General features: G+C 41.9%; 14 protein-coding genes and 1 pseudogene. All 15 read right to left on the bottom strand.

Annotated features, from left to right (window positions below):
• Positions 1-60 precede the first annotated feature (60 nt).
• The gene (locus V7K89_RS33135) at positions 61-1,020 is read right to left on the bottom strand and encodes an extracellular solute-binding protein (protein WP_335194977.1); all 960 of its coding nucleotides are present in this window, start codon (positions 1,018-1,020) and stop codon (positions 61-63) included.
• 629 nt (positions 1,021-1,649) lie between these two features.
• On the bottom strand, positions 1,650-2,264 hold the full coding sequence (locus V7K89_RS33140) for an alkaline phosphatase family protein (protein WP_335194979.1): 615 nt from the start codon (positions 2,262-2,264) through the stop codon (positions 1,650-1,652).
• Between the two features lie 406 nt (positions 2,265-2,670).
• Positions 2,671-7,443: an esterase-like activity of phytase family protein gene (locus V7K89_RS33145; RefSeq protein WP_335194981.1), complete on the bottom strand. Its 4,773-nt coding sequence runs from the start codon at positions 7,441-7,443 to the stop codon at positions 2,671-2,673.
• A 477-nt stretch (positions 7,444-7,920) separates the two neighbouring features.
• Entirely contained in the window at positions 7,921-13,341 is a 5,421-nt protein-coding gene (locus V7K89_RS33150; protein ID WP_335194983.1) for a phytase, read from the bottom strand.
• 176 nt (positions 13,342-13,517) lie between these two features.
• Positions 13,518-14,081 carry a hypothetical protein gene (locus tag V7K89_RS33155; RefSeq protein ID WP_335194984.1) on the bottom strand — a complete coding sequence of 188 codons (564 nt, stop codon included), beginning with the start codon at positions 14,079-14,081 and terminating at the stop codon, positions 13,518-13,520.
• A 504-nt stretch (positions 14,082-14,585) separates the two neighbouring features.
• Positions 14,586-15,362: a COP23 domain-containing protein gene (locus tag V7K89_RS33160; RefSeq protein WP_335194986.1), complete on the bottom strand. Its 777-nt coding sequence runs from the start codon at positions 15,360-15,362 to the stop codon at positions 14,586-14,588.
• 369 nt (positions 15,363-15,731) lie between these two features.
• Positions 15,732-16,457: pseudogene (locus V7K89_RS33165) on the bottom strand (Uma2 family endonuclease).
• Positions 16,458-16,722: 265 nt separating this feature from the next.
• Entirely contained in the window at positions 16,723-17,061 is a 339-nt protein-coding gene (locus tag V7K89_RS33170; protein ID WP_335194988.1) for a pentapeptide repeat-containing protein, read from the bottom strand.
• Positions 17,062-17,308: 247 nt separating this feature from the next.
• Positions 17,309-17,479, bottom strand: a complete 171-nt coding sequence (gene psb34, locus V7K89_RS33175; RefSeq protein ID WP_335194990.1) for a photosystem II assembly protein Psb34 — start codon at positions 17,477-17,479, stop codon at positions 17,309-17,311.
• 235 nt (positions 17,480-17,714) lie between these two features.
• Positions 17,715-17,885 carry a photosystem II assembly protein Psb34 gene (gene psb34, locus V7K89_RS33180; RefSeq protein WP_335194992.1) on the bottom strand — a complete coding sequence of 57 codons (171 nt, stop codon included), beginning with the start codon at positions 17,883-17,885 and terminating at the stop codon, positions 17,715-17,717.
• Positions 17,886-18,163: 278 nt separating this feature from the next.
• Complete coding sequence (locus V7K89_RS33185; RefSeq protein ID WP_335194994.1) at positions 18,164-19,804, bottom strand: mucoidy inhibitor MuiA family protein; 1,641 nt, start codon at positions 19,802-19,804, stop codon at positions 18,164-18,166.
• A gap of 275 nt (positions 19,805-20,079) precedes the next feature.
• Positions 20,080-21,006, bottom strand: coding sequence for a LysR family transcriptional regulator (locus V7K89_RS33190; protein ID WP_335194996.1), 927 nt, complete (start codon positions 21,004-21,006; stop codon positions 20,080-20,082).
• 247 nt (positions 21,007-21,253) lie between these two features.
• Complete coding sequence (locus tag V7K89_RS33195) at positions 21,254-22,048, bottom strand: BMC domain-containing protein (RefSeq protein WP_335194998.1); 795 nt, start codon at positions 22,046-22,048, stop codon at positions 21,254-21,256.
• Between the two features lie 57 nt (positions 22,049-22,105).
• The gene (locus tag V7K89_RS33200; RefSeq protein WP_335195000.1) at positions 22,106-22,861 is read right to left on the bottom strand and encodes a transferase; all 756 of its coding nucleotides are present in this window, start codon (positions 22,859-22,861) and stop codon (positions 22,106-22,108) included.
• Positions 22,862-23,019: 158 nt separating this feature from the next.
• Positions 23,020-23,277 carry a ribulose bisphosphate carboxylase small subunit gene (locus V7K89_RS36225; RefSeq protein ID WP_442941833.1) on the bottom strand — a complete coding sequence of 86 codons (258 nt, stop codon included), beginning with the start codon at positions 23,275-23,277 and terminating at the stop codon, positions 23,020-23,022.
• Positions 23,278-23,348 lie beyond the last annotated feature (71 nt).

The raw sequence follows: 23,348 nt of genomic DNA on the forward strand, positions 1-23,348 counted from the left end.
ACTTAAATGTGTAGCTACACTAATTCGTTTCGGCATTAGTCATCTTTGCACTCACTACTTCTATCGTAAGCGATTATCCGGACATGATATTACTTGAACTTTTTGCTGTTTGGCAGCAATCAACTTTTTCTGCAATGCAAAAGCTACACTCACAGCAAGTAAAATTCCACCAACCCCCTGAGATTCGGGAACTGACTTCGGACTATTAAATCCATACTTTGCTAGTATTTTTTGTCCAGTTGGTGAAAGGATATAATCAGCTAGTTTTGAACCTCCAGGATTCGCATCCTTAAGTACTGTCAAACCATAGTCAGCTTGGGTTTTTAAGTTATCTGGCAATTCTACTATCTGTAAACTTGGTGAAATTTGTTGGGCAGATAAAGCACTGGTGTAATAGACCAAATAGATGTCTGCTTTGTTGATATCTTGCAGATAGTAGACTATACTGCCCCCCGGACTATTCCTCTCTGGCGGCAATGTTCCTGATAATATTACAGCTTTACCATTCAGTTGGGCAAAGCTGCCTGGATTAATTTGTTCAGCTTTGCGAAATACTTCGACTCCGTAATCTCCCAAGGGATCGCTTACAGGTTTGGAAATACCCAATTTAACGTTGGTATCGAGAAACTTATCAAGCAGATTCTCTGTGGTGAGTGACACTTCAGGGGTGGCGATCGCATAGATAGGATTTCTGGCAAACGTTTTGACTTCCCCACTTAAGTTATTTTGATTTAGTACAAGGGCATTACCTAAATCTGCACTGGCAAAGACATCTGCCTTTTCTCCAGCCAACAACCGATCTTTCAATGAACCAGAGGAAGCAAATTCTGTTTTCACAGGAATCCCATATTCTTGGGTAAAAGCACTAGCAACTTCCGAAAGCCCACCCCTCAAGCTACCAGCAGCATATAAAGTCACCTCAGGAGGTGCAGCCAGTGTGGCTGCTAAAGTCTGTTTTGTAAAAGTAAGATTGACAACTAATGCAGTCAGCGAAGCGGCAAGCAAATACTTTTTCATCATTTTTTAATTGCCCATAAGTAAAGAAAAAATCACTTTCTCGTTTTTGATAAGCTAAAACACATATTTCTTGCATAGTCACTCGTGAGGTTTTTTGACTGCTGAGAGTTGACAGTCAAGAGTTAACACTCAACAGCCAACACGACCATATATGATTTAAAAAGTGTGGAACAGCTTAACTAATGCTTAAACAGTCTCGATCTGAGCGTTTAAACTTTATGAATTATTCAACAGTATTGATGGCGTATGCTTTTATACAATTTAGTGTTTTTGGTTGAAGTTATCATACCAACTTGGTTGGATAAAATCAATTCAACTACGTAATTAAACGCTGACTTTATCAAAACTTTAAGTAAAAAGTTTTTTATCTTGATGAGATTACGTACATGACAAGACTTTAGGAGTGACTACGACAATGGTGTTTTTACGATGCCTACAGCGAGCGTACCCTGCTTTTAAAGCGTCTCGTTAGCGCAGTCTCTCGTAGAGAAGAGAAGCGATCGCAATTTATTTGATATCAGGTAAAATGTGGCGTAAAGCTATAATTTGAGGCAGCAATTTGAGGCTAGAAGCATGACTACAGTAGCAATTTTACCAATAAGAGACGCTAGTAGTCTATCAAGCCAACTTTGCTAGGTGATACAGATTTTAGGTAAACTAATTGAAGCCTGTAAAAGCATATCATTATGGCAAAAAAAGTATACCGTAAGTTTGAGTACAGAGAAAGCAGAAAAACTGTGTAGGCGTAGCCTGCCGTAGGCAATGATTGTATTGGGAGTAGGAATAGTACCTGTAGTACCACCTTCTCGGTTAACTTGGGTGACATCTTGGATAGCAACAGGCCCTAATTTACCAACGGCTGCTGTATTGAAACCCTGCGATCGCGCGTAAGCTAGAAGTGACTCTTCATCTAAAAAGTTGTTACCGGGAAACTTTTCGTCGATATCCCCCAAAACCGCATCATTTTCGATAAATGGTGTGACACTACCATTGGCATTAGCACTAGGAAAACCAGTGTAGATAGTGTTACTAAAGTCACCTGTATCACCAAGATAATGTCCTGTGGCGATCGCAGCAGCATTCGGGGTGGTAAATGTGGGAAACAGCGAATGACTATTGGCGAAACTAACTCCTTGCTGACGGATGCTATATAAAGTTGGGGTATCAGTTGGGTTTACAGAACCGTTACGCAAGCCATCTGCAACAAAAATAATCACATTTCTACCATTGCCGTTTGTATCAGCCATACCGATTACTCCTTAAGTATTATGAGCTACGAGCGATACCTACGGTTGGCTACGCCTACGTAGCAATTGTGTGTCTATATGAGCGATTAATTACACTCAACCCAAGCGAAAAATTATTGGCTACAGAGACCTAAGTAGTATTTGGCGACAAAATGCTTAGTGTCTACACAAACTAGTGCAGACAATTAAATGAACTTAACTTTGGTTACTGTTTCAAAAAATAGTTTTTCAATGTTTAAGGAAAGTTATAAACAAGTTAAGATTTCGGACAAAAAGTAAAATAATTTTTAAGACAAAATTACTAATAGATATAAAAAGCGAGGGAATATGATTCCCCCGCATTAGCAAAATCGCTATAGCTTAACTAATGAACTCAGGTTGAATCTAAGCTGTAATCATCTTTTGGCTAAACGATACTCGCAGAAAAAACGAAATCATTTGCTGTAAGGCTAGTTGCTGTAATTCCCAGCAAGGAAGCCAACTCTGTATTTCCAGTTTTCACGATAGTATCACTACCCTGTTGCAGCAGTGTTAAAGCACTAAATTGAGCGATCCCAACACCGCCAAGCCCGATTTTATCAATACCGATCGCAAAATCAGTCACAATATTCTTGCTAATTGGCAGACTGGCGTTAGCAATCCAGAATTGATCGACACCAGTACCACCACTGAGGCGATCGCCACCCCCTTGTCCAGCAAATAGCACATCATCACCATCGCCACCAAATAGCGAATCATTGACACTGGAAAAGAGTTTGTCATCACCAGAACCACCGTAGAGATGGTTATTGCTACCTTGACTCTTGAGAGTATCGTTACCCGAGCCACCGAAGGATAATTGACGCGAACCTTCAACAACTGTCAAAGTATCATTACCTGCTGCCCCAAGTAAATTATTAGTACCATTAGCTTCTACCACGGTAATTTCATCATCACCAGCACCACCATCAGCATTAGTGTTGTTAGCAGGGCTATTTGCGCCAATTAAGACTTGATCGTTATCGTCCCCTGTGGACACCGAGGAGTCACCGCCGACCACCACAGTGTCTTCACCATTCCCAGTCACAATTGTGTTACCTTTAGTACCGTTTACAAAGTCTGCTCCATCACCTGTGAATAAGGTTTGATTTGGTTGAACGGTAATATCATCGCTGCTATTGGAGCCAAATTTAATTTCTTTAGCTTGAGGTTGACCTAAACCAGGAGCAAGGTTAAGGGACTTCTCTAACTTCAGTTCTAGAATCTCATTGTTGTCTATAACTGGATTTTCAGGATCGTTCCCAGGACGACCGATAGAGAAGGGATAGTTGTTGTCATTAGCCACCAAAATGGTATTTTTGTCAACAACCAGAATATTTTCAATAGTTTGGAATGGGAAATCGAAGGTAGTCTTACCGTCCCCATTGAGGTCTTTGGGGTCTTGGATGTTTAACAAGTCTGCAACTTCTTCTTTAGCGACATAGCCATTAGAATCTGTTTTAGACAAGTCTATTTTGTAGATCCTCTTAAATTTAGCCGCAGCCCCTTGATTGTTATCCCGTTCAATGACAAGGTACTCATTATCATTAATGACTGCTAAATCTCCGATGGAATTTGACGGATTATCCAATCTGTAGTAATGTAACTGCTCGCTGTATTTGTGGCTAGCAAGGTCAAATTCGTTAATCCGCAAAGCACCAGGAGTATCACCTTGGACTGTGCCTTCTAACAGCATATAGAGCTTGGTTTTGCTGGCGTTGATTGCTCCGCCTTCAAAACCTTTGGAACCAGCCAAGTTAGCAAAAGCATCTCCTGAAAGTACATCGGGGTTTTGTGGCGATCGCACTACATTATATTGAGGATTGTCTCTGAGTTGATCCCGTACCTTATCTCCGATATCTGGGAAGTCTGTAAATAGTGCATCTACTCCTAATTGATAGAACTGCTGAATTTCTAGCTCTAGCTTACCTTTGTAATCTGCTGCTAAGTATTGATCTTCCGCCCGGAAGGTGTAAGGGTGAACCTGTAACCCTGCATTGTGAGCATCTTGAATTAAAGTAGTAGGAGGTAACGTTGTTTGATCAGCCTCATTTACTACCCCATCTCCATTGACATCATCTGCTTTGCCATCGCCATTGGCATCAGTGCTTTTAACGCTAACAATCATCCGCTTCCAAGGGCCAATGCCATCAGCATAAGTGGCAACTTCAGCCAAGCCTTCTGGAGTTCGCAAGTCGCCATAAGTGCGAGTGTCACCACTGACTTTCAAATCATAAGGCTGACTTTCGATAATCTTACCGTTGATATCAATGTCACTGGCATCTAAAAGTTGCACAAGTGGAATATCTACACCTGCCGCAGGCATAATGCGATCATGCAGTTCTTTAAGGTTACTCACTTCAAAGGACTGGATGAAAATCTGACTTGGGTCAGTAAAGTTATTTGCTTTGAGCGTATCAATGAGTAACTGACTGATGTTTCTGTTTATTTTTTCCGTCGTGCCTACATAAGTAGCTTCATCGGCCAAATAGGTCGGATGCTTAGTTTCCGGGTAGATACCAATCTTTTTACCTGTTTCGGCTTCTACTTGCTTAACTAAATCGATGATTTCCGTAAGAGTAGGAATCTCAAATTTATCGTCAAAGGAATGATCGCGGAAAGGTAAACGTTCTTCTGCGCGTAGAGTTTTGATTTCAGCTAAGGTGAAGTCTTCAGCAAACCAACCTGTAATTGTGTTGCCATCTAAGCTTACTGTTTTTTTGCGATCGGCAAACTCTGGATGTTTGTAAACATCTGTGGTTGTATTGTTGAAATTAACAGTGCCATCAGCATTTAAAACTGCTAAAGCTGGCTCATGGCGAGCAATTAGCACACCATCTTTTGTTACTACCAAATCAGGCTCAATAAAGTCAGCGCCTCGCGCAATTGCTTGCTTGTAAGACTCTAAGGTGTGTTCTGGACGATAGCCACTTGCACCTCTATGACCAATGACTAATGGTGCTTCTCCATCTAAAGTTTTGAAGCGATCGGGTGTATTGATGGGAGCCTCTAATAACTTACCAGTGGCATCAAAATGCAGCAAGTAGGGGCCAAACTCGTCTCCAATCCAGATTGTCCCATCTTTATCAAAGACAAATGACTCTACATCAAAGTCTGTACCAGTTAGTAATCTGTCATTAGTTCCTTCGTTAACAATTCCAAAAGGAACTTTGTGGTTAGGGTCAGACAGTTGAATATAGTCTAAAACTTTAACGCTGCCGTCTCCATTTTCTGTTCCCTTAAAATTTGGGTCTAGACGATTGATCCGCAGTAGAAAATCTGCACTATTATCTTTGCTACCGTAACCGTTATCTGACAAGAAGTAGAAAGAGTTGTTATTAGCAAATTGAACACCACTAAAGCCTTGTATTGGCTGTCCTGGGAAAGGCCCGGTTCTACCATTCGCTGAAACGTCTTTGCCAGAAGCAGGCCCATCACTAAAAGTATCAGCAGGTAATGAGGCAAAGCCCACTAACTCAACTTTTGGTACTATTGAGGCAAACATCGTTTGGTAGATGTGGGTTTGATCGTTTAAACCCGCAATTCCTGGAATATCAGAACCGTAGGCGTTATAACCTTTACCTATCAAGCTGTTTAACACTTCAGAACCAGCACCTTGGTAGTAAACAGGTACCGGACGGTTAGTGTGAGTTCCCCAACCATACTTGACAGTGGGATCTGACCCCCAGTAGTGTCCAACTTCTGCTGGGGTATCCAAATTGGTTAATGCTTCAGCACCTTGATTTTTTACTAAAGTCGGAAAGTCACCATCAAGAGTCAGGTAGTGATCGTGGTCAGCTGTAACGATAAGTTGGTTTTCTTCCCAACCACCATTTTTTTCGATCCAGTCAATCGTAGATCCAACTGCCTTATCGAAGTCTAACGTGGTGCCGATCAAATTGTCCATGTTGTTATCATGGGCAGACCAATCGATATCGCCACCCTCAACCATCAACCAGAAACCATCGGGGTCTTTACCCAACACATCTAATGCAGCGTTTGTCAAGTCATTGAGGGTTGGGTTTTCGTTAACCTCTTTGGCAATGAAAGATGCATCCGTCTCTCCGGGAAGCAGTGGACGTGTGGTGTCCACTTTGGCGCTATCACCTTGGTTAGTGAAAACGCTGAACATATCTAAACCAGTAGTGCTGTAGTCGCCGTTGGCAGAACTTACAGGTAAGTTACCATTTTGACCACGCGCACCGTATAGACCGAAGAGGCGATCGCCTTTTTCTGGATCGATTGTCGCCGCCGTTTGAGCTAGTTTCTGTGCAGCATTTTCACCCCGCTCCAAAAAGGTGTAATCGTAGATGTTATTAGTTGGTTTAGTGCTAAGTTCTGTGTAAGTAGATTGACTAATATATTCATTGCTCGTATTCGGCTCAACCCCGTTTGGTAGTAAGTCTCCAGGAGCTGAAAGAGGGTGTCCACCACCAAGTAATACCGTCGGTTGATAGACACGGAGTTGCTGTTGCAGGATGTTGTCTAATGCCGGATAGTCAGCATCATACTTGCTGCGACGGTTAACGTTGGCAGCAGCAGCAGCAGGTGTGGCGTGGTCAATGGGAACTGAAGTTACCAAACCAGTAGATTTACCAACTTCGTTTGCAGTTTTGAGAATTGATTCTAGAGGATTCTCAAAAATATCAACGCCAACAGCGTTGTTGTAGCTCTTGACACCAGTGTACAGAGTTGTAGCGGTGTTTGCAGAGTCAGGATAGCTGTACTTAATATATTCAGGATCGTTACCAGGAGTCCAAGGATTAACACCACCTCTGGTAGGGTCATAACCTACTAGATTTCCAACAACACCATCACTGACTTTTGCACCACCTGTTGGGGTATTACCTGGGTTAAAAGTTGGATCAAAGGTGAAACCAGGGCGAACCGGGCTTTCTCCTGTGATCGGATTAGTACCGTCAAGAGCGGAATTACCATTACCAAAAACTCCATTACTATCAGCGATCGTTGTCCCATAAGTGGTTGCCAAACCGTAGCCTTGGAGTGTTTGGAAGTTGAGTCCTTGACCCTTACCTTGTGTATAAAAATCGTTTAGATTAGCACCTGTCTTACCATTTTGAATCTCTTTATAGATGGATGCAGCACGAGCCATTTCCCAACCCATACCATCCCCAATCATAATGATGACGTTCTTAGCCATGAAAGAAAATCTCCCTGTGTTTAATTGTTGAGATGGTCTTCGCTCCAGTGGAATCAAAAAAGTAATATGGTGAGTAAAAACTAATAGTTTTAGGCTTCAAAGATGTAATTGACTTGTAAGCTTGTTGAGTCTGAACTATTAAATGTCAACCACCACTACAATTGATATCTCACTAGAGCGTTTTGGTATCAAAAGTAACTATGAAAATTGCATATTAATTAACATACATAGCCAATGTTGTGAAAAAATTGTGGGCTGGTTAAGAAATCTTGTATTGTAATCTTGCACCTAATATGCGATTAACAAACTTATACGTATTTTTAATGAGAAAAAGTTGTTTTTATATATTAAAGCGATGCATTTATTGTCAGTTTTGTCAAATAATAATTTATTTATCTTTAATTGCTTTTACAATAAAAATGGAGTACAGCTTTATTAACTTTGGTTGTGTAATAAAGCTGTAACAAGGCGAACAAATTAAGCGACAATACTGCCAAAGAAAACGAAGTCATTTGCTGTGAGAATATTTGCTCTAATTCCCAGTAATGAAGCTAACTCGGTATTTCCGGTTTTCACTAAGGTGTCACTACCCTGTTGCAACAGTGTTAAAGCACTAAATTGAGCGATACCAACACCGCCAAGCCCGATTTGATCAATGCCGATCGCAAAATCAGTCACAATGTTCTTGCTAGTTGGTAGACTGGCGTTAGCAATCCAGAATTGATCGGCACCAGTACCACCACTGAGGCGATTTCCACCCTGTTGACTAGCAAATAACACATCATCATCATCGCCACCAAACAGGGAGTCATTGACATTAGAGAAGAGTTTGTCATCGCCAGAACCACCGTAGAGACGGTTATTGCTACCGTTACTCGTGAGGATATCGTTACCTGAGCCACCGAATAATGATTGACGAGTACCTTCAATTACTGTGAGATTATCATCACCTGCTGCTCCAAACAAATTATTGCTACCACTGGCTTCCACCACGCTAATAACATCATCACCATTGCCACCATCAGCACTGGTATTTTGAACTGAGTCATTTTGACCAATAAATATGCGATCGTTACCATCTTCCCCGGAAACTGAAGAGTTACTGCCTGCAAGCACTGTGTCATCACCGTTTCCAGCCAGGATTGTGTTACCTTCAGCACCTTCTACAAAGTCTGCTCCGTCACCTGCACTAAAGAATTGTCCTGGCTCAAGATTGACAGTATCGCTGTTACTAGAACCAAAACCGTTTGGGAAAGTAGGCTCTACAGTTGTCAGATTATTAGGTAGTTCAAGAATACCGAGTTTTTCAGCAGCCGTATTACCCGTAATATTGAAGTCATTGTCGTTAATCAAGGCTAGGGTGTTGGGTGCTACCAATGCTAGACCTTCTAACTTTTCCACCCCGGTGTAACCCAACTGAGCAGCATTAGCGATTAGACTTTTGGTGACAGGGATAATATTGGCAGTAGCTAACTCCGCAGAGGTCAGTTGTTCAATAGTTTTACCAACTGGCAAGTTAAAGTTAGCAGGGTTGTTGATGTTGGTCGCCCCAGCTAAATCAATTTGGTAAATTAATTTATTGCCAGCAGATGTAGCATTGTCGTCTCGCTCAACTATTGCAAATTTGCCGTTACCCAAAGAAACTGCATCGCCAATCTTATCAGTTCCCGGTAGACCTTCTAGGCGATATAAATACTCTCCTGTTACTTGCTTGGTGACAATATCAAACTCTAGAATTCGTAAGTTGAGAGAACTTTTGGAAGTCGCGTCATTGGCGACATCTGGATTATCGATCGCACTCTGAATAAAGGCATATAATTTATTACCTTCTAGTGCGACAGCTTCAAATCCTCGGTTATTGCGGCGTTGGGCATAAACTGCTGGCAATACCTCAATGCCAAAAGTTCCAGCTGGTTGATCCGGGTTGGGTGCTGTGGCAGTTCCTTGAGGGATAAAGCGGTCAATCAGCTTACCATTAACATCAAAGTGGTAAATTGCCGGACGGTACTCATCCACCAACCAGTAATCTCCATTTTCTGCAACTACAATTCCCTCTAAGTCAGCACCCAAAGGATCGTTAGCTAGAACATTGTTGTCTAAGTCAACGGCAATTTCATCTGTGTAGGCTAAACCGTTTCCTACAGCTTGCAAGTTAGGAAGTCCCGTTAATGGGGTTGTTCCATTTTGGCGCAATAGTTCTGTTCTTTTGGTAATGCTGATTTCACCTGTGGTGCGGTTGAGTTCAAAGCTGACTATTTCTGGTTGGAAGTCGGGTAATAAAAATGGTCTTTTGACACCATCAGGTTCTCCGTTGGGGCCACGATCTGTATTGGTGACAAATTTCAGGTTGCCATTTGCTGCAAACCCTTGGAAATATAACCCAGAAAAACCACCCAAGAAAATATCTTGATTTTCAGAGGTTGTGCCTAGTTTGGGTAGATTTTCAAACTCATAGATGGTCAGCTTGGGTTGAGCGACAGGATTGCGAGGATCGTAACTAGTAGTGTCGATATTTAAAGAATTAGGGAAAGAATTGGCAATATTTTCCCAAGGCACCAGCTTAAAGTTAGAACTGACGTTTTCACCATCAATGGTCTTGGCAGGTTGATTGGAGCCGTCTTGAGTGATAAATAAACCAAATGGGAAGTTAGGCCCCAGTGGCACGTTAATGACATCAGCACCATCTGACTCTTGGACGCTATCAATTGATCCATTGTTACCAATGGCAAAGTTACCCACGTATTCGTTATTACCTTCACGAGTGTAGGCAACAAAGGTACTATCGCCTTGGCTGGATGCTAGCAGGTAGCCTGTACCGTTTTTGCCGTAGTAAATGGTCAACCCTTCAGCGTCATCGGTGAGGTGAGAACCACCTTCAAAACGAACGCGGTCAATCAACTTGTCTGTTGTGCCACTATCTGGTTCTGCGTTGAATTTCCAGATGCCCACATCTTCTTGGGCTATGTAGAGAAAGCCGGTTTCTTGGTCAACCACCATACCCTCTGTTTGAGGAGAACGCTCAGCTGCGGTGGGCGAGGGGATGGTGAACTCCCGCACCAGTTCAGCACCGATTTTGCCATTACCTTTGTCAATTAGCTTGAACTGAGCTATATCTCCAGTTTGTCGGCGACTGGTAAAGACATAGTAATCATTAGTTACGGGGCTACGGTATAGGGCAAGTCCGTAAGAACTACGAGTGGATGCAGAATAAGGAGGTTCAAAAGGCAATCCTTGGAAAATAGTACCAATATTGCTATCGGTGATATCTTCCAAATACTGACCGGAAGTGGTGGGGTTGGGGTTAATTTTGAAGATTGCTAGTTTATCATTTTGGCGATCGCTAGCTACGGCAATATCAACAGATTGATTGCCTAATTTAAAACCGTATTGCAGGTCAATGTTATTGTAGCGAATGCCACCAGGATTAACTGTTTGTAACAAATTACCAGACAAGTCATAAACTCGCAATCCAGCATTTTTGACTGAGGTTAATACTAGGCTCTCGGCAGAATTTGTCGCGTTTACATAGATAGCAGGATCGTCAGCATCAGCACGTTGATCCACTGGTAGGGTTTCATCGTCCAATAAATCGGGACGAGTTTCTACTCTGGGTGCAGCAGTTGGAACTAAGTCTGCATTCAAAGTGAGGATTTGGGTAAATTGGCTTTGGTTGAAGTTGTTATCACTTACCAGCACAATCGACTGGCTACCATCTGCTAGTTTGGGGCCAAAGGTAATACCTTCGATGTTATCTGTACCGTTAGGCAGGTTTAAGTCATTTAAATTCAACAGCAGACGTTTTTGAGCGGGTTTGATAGTAGCTAGTTGTTCAGTACTCAGATTGTTGAGAGAATCGTAAAAGCTAATGTCAGTTGCACCTTGCAAAGAAACTTCATAGATTTTGATCGTATTACCTACACCTTGTGCAAAAGAACGTTCTAACGCTAGTAATGTGCCACGATTATCTATTGCTAATAAATCTGCTAAACCATTGTCAGCGGAGCCTGTGCTAGGGTTAGGCGGTTGGGCAATTGCATCAGTAATGTAGAGGTATTCTTTTTCTGGTTGTCCAGTAACCAGATTGTATTGCAGAATCCGGGAAGGGCTGCCACTAGTGAGCGAAGCCTTTAATCCGTCTTGGGACAGCGCGTTTTCAGTGGCGGTAAATAGAGTTTTCTCATCGGATGTGATGGTGAGGCTTTCAAAGGCTAAATTATTATAAACACCTGATGTCTGCGTGTCATCTGCATCGACAATGCCGTTGCTGTTGGTATCTTCTACTACTGGCAAGAATTTTCTAGGGATAGGTAGCGATGCTACTTCTTGCCCCGTAGTCAGCGAAAACTCTTTAATAAAAGGATTGGTAACGCGACCAGTAGCAGGGTTGACTTCGCCTTCAGAAGAGATGAAAACAGTACCATCGTTAGTTAAAGCAATACCTTCTGGGTCGAGGCTGTTGGTTGCAAAAAAGTTGCCATTGATATCTTTTAGGGTTGTAACATTAGTAAAAATCACCCCGGAATCGGTAGCAGTGAAGGTATAAAAACGGGCAGGGGCAACTTGGGAGCGATCATCTGAGATTGCATAGTAGCGGTTGTTAACTGCATCGTAGGTGACACCAGATAGTCCCCCTAGTGCAGTCGGTGTTCCATTGACAGTTCCCGCCACGCCAGCAGGAATAAAGCCTGTGGTAAAAGTACTCTGCTCCACAAATCCAATATTAGGAATGGTTTTACCTGGTTCGGTTGTCCCAGTTTGCACATCTGCAAATACTAGACGATGGTCAGAACTAGGGAACGGAAAAGTACCTACTGGGGAAAATGTTGGATCAGTATTTAGAGGCCAAAATACTCCTGAGTCAGCAATTGTTAGGTCACTTGAAGGTAGCACATAGTCAGTCTGCAGGTTTCCGGGAGTATTATCAGCAAAGTCTGCGGTGTCAAAGCTAGGATTACCTTTTTGGTTAGTGTTTGCACCACCCTGCAAATCTGCTTGTTGGAGACCACCTAAACTGGTAGGGACGACATTAGTATTGATATTGGAATTTTGCAAGAGTTGGCGAATAGCGTTATCAAAACTATCACCATCCAAAGGATCAGCATTTTGGTCACCCACAATCACAAAGCTTGACCCAGTATCAATACCACCTGTTTTACCCTCGTCATCATAAATGTAATTAGCATTACCAGGGGTTATGTAGTCTGCCCAAAAGCGGATCTCGTCGTGATTACGCTTACCGTTGCGGTCTTCCGCGCCATCAAAGGTTGGGGGCGTGGGGTGGCTGGCGAGGATGTGAATTGTTTCGCCGTTTACCTGGATGGGTACATCCCAGTGACTTTTAGAAGAAAGGCGTAGAACTGCCAATTCCTCCTCAGAATACCAATCATTTGGCTGTGGTGTTGTCGGCTCATCAGGAAGCAAAGCATTGGGCATATCCTTCCAAAGGAAGTTTTGGAAGCTGCGGATGTTAGCAGTGTCGATAGGATATTTGGATAGCAGCAATATCCCGTATTGACCAGGAAAATTCCCAAATCCGAAAGCATCATCACCGTATCCAGCTGTACCTGGGCTTGTAACCGCTGTACCGTCGTTATTTAAGTCCAACCCAGAGGCAATACCTGTATTGGAAGGAGCGATGTAGAAGTAAGGGTAGTCAACGGGTGTTGTACCATTCTGGCTGAGGGCTAGGTAATTTTGCCGCAATAGTTGAACTGCCTCCGGTGAATAGTCAAACTCGTTAATTAGCAACACATCCGGGTTATTACGCTGAATGATTTCTGCAACTGCCTTTGCTTGAGCATTGTCAGGAGTAGACAAATCACTGACTAATTGACCTTCAGCGTTCCGATTTAGGGAAGCATTGAACTGGGAAAAACGAATTGTATTAGTAGTTACCATGTTTAATTGTGAGATAGATTCCAGACATGAGACTGCTTTGAAAATTGGGAGGTGGAATAAGGAACCGCAGAGGCGCAAAGTGTACCAAGAAATCGGAATTTGAGAGATATTTTGCGGAAGTTCTATTAAATCTGCATTAAACAAAAACAAACCGAGTATCTGTTGTTTGCTAGTACTTAAATTTCCTCTGATGTGCCAAAGTTTGCAGTAAGTGAAGCAAATACCACAACCGTATTGCTGGCAGCGCAGAAGTCAGCAACGACAAATAAGCGATCGCTTCTAGGATCAAAGGCGGATATTTCGGCTCCATTAGTACTGGTGAAGCCACCAACTTTCTGCAAAATGCTGGAGTTCTTGTTGGTAATCGTAATATTTTGGGAAGTTGTTTCTGCTTCAGTTCCTGAGTTAGAGTTGACGGATAAATTGACTGTAGGATTTTCACTAGCGATCGCAAAGTTTGTGGTGTTAGGAATTACCGTCGCCCCGTTACCTCCGACATCAATTGTCCAATTAGCACTATTGTTAACAAACGCTTTATTGCTGACAAAACTGGCTTGTCCACTACGGAAACCAGTATACTGACCATAGTCAGTGCTACCAATGGCGGTTGGACTCGAAGCTGTGCCATCACTGAAATAAATAGTTGTATTCGGATCTATATCTACAAATGTGACAATAGACCAGCCATCTTCATCAGTATTGAAAGAGGTAAAAGCAATATCGCCCTGTATCAAAGCCATTAACAACGTCTCCTTCAATTTATTTCGTATTGTTTGAAAATCGCTTGAAAAGCTGATGTTCAGTAATAATTTGCCAATACAATCAAGTCACATTGACAATTCCAATATCATTATCAAAAAAACTATTTATTATTCAAACAAACTACAATTTTTACTAGTATTAATTCATATTCAGCAACCTCAACTTATCTCAGCAACATTAAGAAACTGCTAGCAAAAGGTTAAAAGAACAAATATTTGGTATTGAGTTGCCTTCAGAATATACATCTGGATTTAGATGCCCGACTTCTCGAAGAAGTCCGGGAGGTAGTAATACCAATTCAAAATTCATGCATTAAGAAAGCCAGACAGAATAAAGGTTTGGGAGTATGTATCTGTCGCATTCATTTCTCAAATTGGTATAATTTTATGCCCATAAAAAAAGACGGACAAGATGCCCGCCCCACAATAAGTAGTTGGATATTTTTTATTTGAAAGTCATTTTGTATTAAAAGCCACTCTTGCTTACCGGAACTTACCAGGATTTAGACGAGCACCGTTAGGTTGAGACTGACGACGAATTGCCACTCCACTCCGCAAATTGTTTCCAGTTCCGCCATCTTGGCGATCGAGGAAAGGTTTCAAATTAATCGCACTTCTAGATGAACTAACCCGATTATTGCCACCGCCTAGAAGTGTACGTCCTAAATTATATAATTCGTTGCCTCCACTACTGCGATCGCCATAAGTGTTAACGGCTATAGTCTGCTGTCCACTGTCAGCAGTAGTCAAGTTTTGAAAAATGCTATTGCGGATAACATAGGGATCTTTCCCATTGGGGACTGTTAGCACAATTCTACAGGTTGGGTTAGTTTCAGTTGTGACGCAGACAATATTTTCGTTATTTTCTACGGCTGTCTGGAGTTCTTGTAAGCCATCTGGGCGATAAAGTTCTAAACGGCTAGCAATTGCTGCACAACGCCTTTGTGCATCCCAACCACCGCCCAAAGCCGCAGGTGCTGCCCAAGGAAAGAATTGTCCTGGTTGACTTTGGGGCTGATACATGACAGTATACTGTCCATTGTAAATCTGACAAGTAAACCGAGTTGTACCGTCAGCTGAGGGTGGTACGCCTGTCGATGTGTCTATTGGGACTGGTGCTGATGTGCCGCCTGATGGTACTGTTGGTACTACTACACCATCGCCATTAGAATCATATTGTGCCATTGCTGCCGAATTGCCCAGACACAAAGATAAGCCAAGACTGCCCAAAGATATCAACCGCAGCATTTGTGATGACATAAATCATCCTCCAAGAGAAGTAGGTAGGGAATTGATAGTTTAAGTGACGAATAATTTTAGCTTTTGATTCAGCAAAAACCTATTTTTTCTTCTCTTGCTTTTTTTTCTTTGAGTAGCTTTTTCATCCTTGCTTGAATTTCTGTATGACACTCCACTATTTTGTAAGCTTAACAGTTGTAGCTACTACGCGTATAGTATTTATTTACTTCAACTGAGTCACTCAAATAGTTGAAAATTTTATTTGTGTAGCTGTAGTCACATAGGTTATGACAGTATTGAGCGCTCAAAGTCTTGAAAAACTGGGTTTTTACTCAGCACGGGCTAAACGCCCCGCTACCGCTAACAGCACTCAGCACTTTGCTATATATGCTAAGGCAAATTATTTGGATCGATACCTTGAGATTGTAAATAGGCAATTAGCCGTTCTTTTTGTTGGCGTTCCTGTTCAATTTGTTCCACTGCCCAAAGTAACAAATTACCTGCCTCATCCCACCAGCGCAACCAATAACCAATTCTGGCTTCTTTTGTTCCTTGCCAAGTTCCCAGAAATAAACTCATTGAATCAATCCAATGACGACCATTTTCATCAGGTTGCTTTAACTCGTAGCGCCTGTTTTCGAGTTGGTAAAATTCTAACAAACCACCATAAGGGTCAAAAATTATATAAATTGGGACTTGAAGAATCTGCTCGTAAAAAAACTATTTTCCTGGTGGATAGGTTCGTTTAAAAGAGTATTCTCCACCCTCAGTATCAGAGAGAAATTCCATCACAATTGCCGGAATATCTCCATCTAAATTGGGTGTATAGCTTTTGCGTTCTCCTAAAACCTGATTTACCGATGGTACATAAACCCAGTCGGGTGCTTTAACAACAAATTGCCCGTTTATCGTCGCACAAAGTCCAAAATTTGAGGCTATTAACATCTGTGGTTGGATGAAACCACTTATCTCAAGACTTTCGTGCAAAGCACCAGCCAATAGTGGCTGACCTGTATTTTCCACTGGTTCATCCTCTAGCTGAAAATCTGCAGGCAATGCTTCCCAAGATATTATCAATTCTGTTGAAGATTTAGCTTCACCGAGTTGGGTTGCCATAAACACCCCCCTTTTATTGATTTGTCTTTATTTTATGGCTGACCAGTGGTTTGTTGCTGACGGGGTGATAAAAAAACTAGGATGCAGATAAAATTGCATTGATTCTCAACTAACAACAGTCTCACCAGTCGTGATCGTCGTTGAGGATACTTCCATCCTCCAAAACAAGACCTCTGACGCGAGTACCAGTCCAGTCAACATTACTCACATGCTTGGCACCACTCATATTAGTGTTACCCAGCCAAGTTTGAGTGATAGAAGCGGATCACAATTCAGCACCTCTCATGTCACTATCCATGAACTTAACAACATCCAAACAAGCTTTAGTCAAATTGGCTCCACTCAAATTAGCACGAATCAATTTGCACTGACCCAAGTTAGCACCAGTCAGATTAGTGTTACTCAAATTGGCATCAGTAAGATTAGCACCAGCCAAGATAGTATCAGTCAAGTTGGCTCCACTCAAATTGATTCCACTCAAGTCAATATTAATAAAAACATCTTCCATTGGTTCGGAGCCGCTGATATTAACACCACTGAGATTGAGACCGCTAAAATTTATTTCCCCAGCAGCATATCTTCTTCTCAATTCTTCTCCATCCATAATTTACCTCCCATATTAATCAACACGTTTATGCTATTGCTTTGAGCGATACCAGCGACGAACTGTGACGCTTGTTCGTCCTTAGTGTCTCTCCTTGGAAGAAGACTCGCTAACACACTTGTTTGACAATATAATACACTCGCCGTTTGGGATGGATAAAACACAAAAAACCCCAGCAAAACTAGCTGAGGTAAGGTCGAGAAGTGAGATTAACGATGAGATACAGCGATACCCAAATCAAAAAATCTTAACTAACGCTAAAACCAACCAAAACTAAAGTTGTGACGATTAAAGTTGCAAAAAGACCCTGTAAGACATATTTACGTTGTTCCCAAATTGCTGGGTACTCAGCGTAGTACATCTGAGGTTCTGCTGCGTAGTTGTTGAGAATGCCGTTTTCGTTAATGGTGGTGTACATAGTTTTTTGTTTTCTTTGTTTTGTTATCTTATGTAACTAAATATAACAGTTTTGTTACAAATCATCAATAAGACTTGACAAAAAAAGACTGATGGTAGATATAAAACTGACTTATCAGCATACCACTACTGTTTAAGGCATACGTAAAATACAAAAAACCCCGGCGAAACTAACCGAGGTAACAGAGAGAAGTATGAATGACGATGAGATACAGCGATACCCAAATCAAAAAATCTTAGCTAACGCTAAAACCAACCAAAACTAAAGCGGTGATGATTAAAGTTGCAAAAAGACCCTGTAAAACGTATTTACGTTGTTCCCAAATTGCTGGGTACTCAGCGTAGTACATCTTAGGTTCCGCTGCGTAGTTGTTGAGAATGCCGTCTTCGTTAGTGGTGGTATACATGGTTTTTTCTCTTCTTTATTTACTTATGTAACTAAATATAACAATTTCGTTACAAACAGTCAATAAGACTTGACAAAAAAAAGACTGATGGTAAATATAAAGCTAACTTATCTGCGATCGCAGATTCTGGCGAAGCGGTTCTAAGCAATGAAAGCAGGTTGTATATAGTCCTCTTTTACCACTCTAGACAGAGGAAAAATAGCGATCGCATTGTAATGACGGGTAAAAAAATGGTGAATTAGAAAATGGAACTTGGAGAGTTTATTTTTTAAGATTTCCTAAATATCTAACCCAACTACCATTAAGTCGGGCGGATATTCAACATTAAACTGGTAATATATCTCTTGTCGTTCTTGGGCTGGAAGAGTTAATAGCCATTCTAAAATCCCCATTTCACCAAGTTGAATTTGTGGGTTGCTGCGACTGAGACGGATTTTAATTTGCTCGTTGCGGCTAACTGGCAATTGTTCAGTGAGTTTCAGATTTACTTCTCTGTCGAGTAAGTTAATAATTATCAATCGATAACTATAACTAATCCGCCGCTGATTGCTAATAAATCTTTTATCTACCAGACGTTCAGCTAAATCGCGCTCAATTTTTAAACCTTCATCAATTCCTAAATTCAGTTTAAATTCTTGCCCTGGTGAAATATTCTCCAACCTAGTACTACCGACAAAAACGTTGTCGTGGAAAATATTCGCTTTACCTGGTAACAAAGTCGCACCGTTGGGACTATTTTTCACATTCGCTTGTAGATAAGCAAAACTTACCAAGCGCGGCATTGCTACATAATCGAAGCTACAAGAATAATCATCGTTGAAAATTGTAGTTTTATGGGGTGCGCCATCACTGGGAATGTTACCACCATCATTCAGTTTAAAGGTAACTACACTCCCTTCTTTAGATACTTCTGCTGTAACAGTTTCTGCTGCAATAAGACTATCTTCTGTAACTTCATCTTCTTCTTCTTGCCAATCTGTAGCAGCAGAAGCAGGCGGCTCTGGTATGCTAGGCAGTGGTGGTGGCTGGGCAGCAAATCGAGCTCGTCTTTGTTGTCGCGCTATTCGTGGACGTGGGGTATCAATATACCAAGGTTCAAGTTTGGGTGGAAGTGTACCTAATCCTGGTTTAGCGGTAGAAAGGGTGAGATTTGCACCAATCCAGTCTTCGCCAGTGCTTTGGGTAATTTCTGCAAGGTAACTCAGATGTACAATATTGCTGGTAGTGCTAAAACGCAAGTCATAAAGCGGATTCCAGCTAGCGCGATTTACAATGTAGGATACCTCTAATTCAAATTCACCTTCACCTCCGACTTCAATGGCTACAACTAAGCTAAAACTTTCTTTAGGATGGGGTGTTTGGATTATTTGCAATGAGGTGTGGAGTGCTTGCAGCTGTTTGTCTAATTCCTGCTGTTGAGTTTTGCATTCTCCAGATGCGATCGCATATTCACTATACTGGCTTCCGAGAAAGTTGAGGAAATCCAAAGTTTCGCTGAGGCTGAGATTTTTCCGAGACAAACTCTGTGCAAAAGGTTCTTCTGTTTTTTCACGTAAGCCGACGATAAAACTAGATTGCAATGCTAAAGCATCCACCTGAGCTTGCAGGTGGCGTTTTTCTGCTTCTAATTGCTGAATTTGCCTTGTCAAATGTGCTACTCGCTCTGCTAGAGGTTCAGTAGTATAGATGCGATCGCTACTAACTCCCACCAAGCGCACCTCTACCGTACCTGTACCGCTAACCCGAATAGACTCAGTTTCTAGAGTCATTGGCACTGGGGTAATTACTAATTCCTGTTCAATTCCTGTTAAATCAACTACACCCCGCCGTGTAACCAATGCTCTGTCAGAATACACGGTAACAGCTACAATCTCGCTTTGTACTGTTTTGCGCCAAGATGGTATTTCCGGGTTAAACACTACCAGTTTTCCCCCATTTTTAATGATTCTGCTGGTTAATTGTTAATGTTTACCAGTCTAACAGTTAACCCCTATAGAGTAAAACTTACGCAAAAAACCTCTTGAACTCTTATTCCTCTGTGTTCTCTGCGTCGCGCCAGTTGCTTCAAGTCGGGGAACCCGCCCAACGCACTGGCTTCTCTGTGGTTTAATTTTCCGTAACCTGTGCGTAAGTCCTGTAGAGAATTCGTAATTTATAAATTACAAATTACGAATTATCTTATCCGTGAATTGGTTTATAAGGTACTATAAACAGTATCAGCTTTTTGTTTAACAATATTTTTTGCCGCTGCTAGTAGATACTCATAATAGGCACGAGCGACGATAGATAGCTGCTTGCCAGATGGGTAAACCATGTACCAATCCCGCTGAATGGGGAAGTGTTGCACATCTAAAATGCTGAACTCTGAAGCGTCTGATAGTAAGGTATGACGTGATAAAACAGAAATTCCTAAACCACCTGCGATCGCTTGTTTAATTGCTTCATTACTTCCCAATTCTAGCTTGACTTTTACCGTTATCCCTTCTTCTTCAAATAGCTTTTGGACGGCGCGACGAGTTCCTGAACCTGGTTCCCGCATAATAAAAGGTTGGTTAGACAGGCGTTGTATAGGAATATTTTTTTCTTTGGATAAAGGATGATTAGTTGGTGCAAAGACTATCAAGGGATTTTCTAGAAATGGTTCACAAGTCACATCTATATTGTCTGGAATTTGACTCATAATATATAAGTCATCCAGATTCTGACCCATCCGTTCCAAAATTTGTTCGTGATTTGTAACTTGCAGCGAGATATCAATCCCTGGATAAAGTTCGCAAAATGGCCCTAACAAACGTGGGATAAAATATTTTGCTGTTGTAATCACTGCCAAACGTAATTGTCCTTGTTTTAGCCCTTTTAAATCTGCTACCTTCATTTCATACTGGGCTATATTGTGAAAAATCTGCCGACAAGTAGCAAATAATTCCCGTCCTGCCTCCGTCAGATACAATCGCTTCCCTACTTGCTCAAATAGTGGCAAACCTACCGATTTTGTTAGTTGCTTGATCTGCATAGAAACAGTAGGTTGAGTGAGAAACAATTCCTCAGCAGCACGAGTGAAACTACTGTGCCGTGCCGCCGCCTCGAACACCTTTAATTGGTGTAGCGTCGCTTGGTTCAAAGGTGATTCTCCTATATATAGCGATTAACAGATATAAAACTAGTATTGCTGAACACTGGCAAATAGATATAGTAATGCTCACAGAAAGTTACGAGTTTTATCATAGATAAAACTCTATTATTTATATTAAAATAAAGGTATTTTAATTATGGATTGAAGAAGCTATTATTCAGAATAGCTAAAGCGTAAGATGCCTTCCATCTAAACGATGAATGCTGGATGATGATTTTTTAAAATTCATCTATCATCATTCATCATTCCATAATTCTTCTTGAACTTTTGTAGGTAGTTTAGTTAAGTCTGGTAATCTTAGTACCTCGATTTCCGCAACTTGTTCTTTTTCTTTAATATTCACTGGCAAGTTTAACGGTTCGCTTTCTTCTATCCAGCAGCTTGCCAATGGCAAAGTTTGCTCCATTTCATCCAGCGGTCGAGGAATTACCATCACTGCATTTAATTCCCCAATGCGTTCTGCTTCAAACATTCCTGCTTCCACTGCTACCGCCACATTTGCTACAGAACCACGAATAATTGCTGTACACAAACCCCCACCAATTTTTTCATAAGCTGCTAAATGAACATCAGCAGCTTTGAGCATAGCATCACACGCTCCGACCATCGCTGGAAATCCTCGCGTTTCTACCAAACCAATTGCTTGATTACTCAGACGGCTGGAATTGCCCTCTTGCATTAATTTAGTGAAACGGGTTGTGATCGGAAGTACTCTATCTAGGTTGGGATAAGGTCGGGGAATCACTAAGCTAGAAACCAATTGACCAAACTGTTCAGCCGTTTGCACGCCTGATTCTACCGCCAGACGCACGTCAGCAATTCCACCCCGGACGATCGCAGTACAATGACCGCCACCAATTTTTTCATACCCTACCAGATGAACTCCAGCCGATTTCAGCATCATATCCGCCGTCCCAACGATCGCCGGAAAGCTCTGGGTAGAAACTAAACCCAAAGCAGTATCTTGAAAGGTTTCTCGACTACTCGCTCCCTGGATACTGCGAATAGACCGTTGATTATATGTTTCCATGATGAATTCTCCAAAATACGGAAAAAGCCGACAACTTACAATTAACACTTACTCGAACTAATCGTCAGAGTTTGGGTCGCTCAAGGATTGTCTATGAGGAAACAGTGTAGTCAACAGTCTGTTTATACTCCCTTGTCCATAAATTTGAGTCCCAAAACCGTTAGGGGATTCTGCGGCTGGCTGACTAGGGTCTAAGTTCTGTTCTGTAGACGGTTGGGCGGCTTTTGCCAAAGTTGAGTCAGCATAATTCGTTGGTTCCTCCACAGGAGGAGGCTGACTTTCTGGAGTCACAGGAGATTTAAAATAAGAAATCGACTTGTTTTGTTTGAAATCTACAAAAGCCGAAGCTGAGAAATTAGTTACTCCACCGGAGCGATTTTCCTCTTCCTTCGGTGATGGTGCATTTGTAGTAGAAGTTGGGTTATTTGTAGATGGTTCTGACTGCTTTGTCAGGGCAATCTGCCGACTGGTGTCTCCTAAAATGGAACCAGGCGGTATTACTTGTCCAGGTTCAACCGAATAGTTAAAAACTGTAGTCGCTGAACCAATACAAGCATTTGCGCCAATTTTGCCCTTGCCAATCATCAAAAAACCTGCTCCCAGGTTTGCACCTGCTTCTACTTCTAGGGTGCCTTCATGGACTTGGAGAATTGCTCCCATGCCAATACAGACCCCTGGCCCAATGACGATCTTGCTGTTTACAGCTGCTTGGAGGATCACCCCAGGTGCAAGTACCGCGCTTGGATGAATAGTCACCTCACCACTAATGTAAGTATCAAAGTTATTGCTGAGGCGCAGTAGCGGCACAGACATGGAAATTTTAACCTCGGAAGCCAGATGTAGTTCTGAGTGATGAGTGGTGAGTGGTGAGTGCTGAGTAATTAGTATTTTCCAAAATCCGAGTTTACAGTTGGTATGACTGGTGTCTTTAAAGTGTTAACTCAGCACTCAGCACTTTTAACTCAGCACTGCTACGGTCTTTGAATAATCGTTTCTAATACGCGACGCTTGGCTTTGGGGTCAACACCAATTAAGCGCACATATTCCCCTGGATATTCGTGGAGATGCCCTTCTATAGCGGCGATCGCTTCTCTTTCTGAAGATGCTTGAATTTGACCGATACTATTCCAGGAATTTATCCGGAAGCGGCGCTCATCCACGTGTTCAAGGCTAATTTTAGACCCGCTAGCCAATAATTGCCGCAGTTGGTCTATGACTTCACTACTCAAGCGGGTACTGGTAGCTGTTGCTGTAGCAGTAGTGGAGTATGCACTGCTACTGCTACTAAATGATTTCTGAC

Origin of the sequence: Nostoc sp., assembly GCF_036917515.1 — a bacterium.
GTDB lineage: Bacteria > Cyanobacteriota > Cyanobacteriia > Cyanobacteriales > Nostocaceae > Nostoc.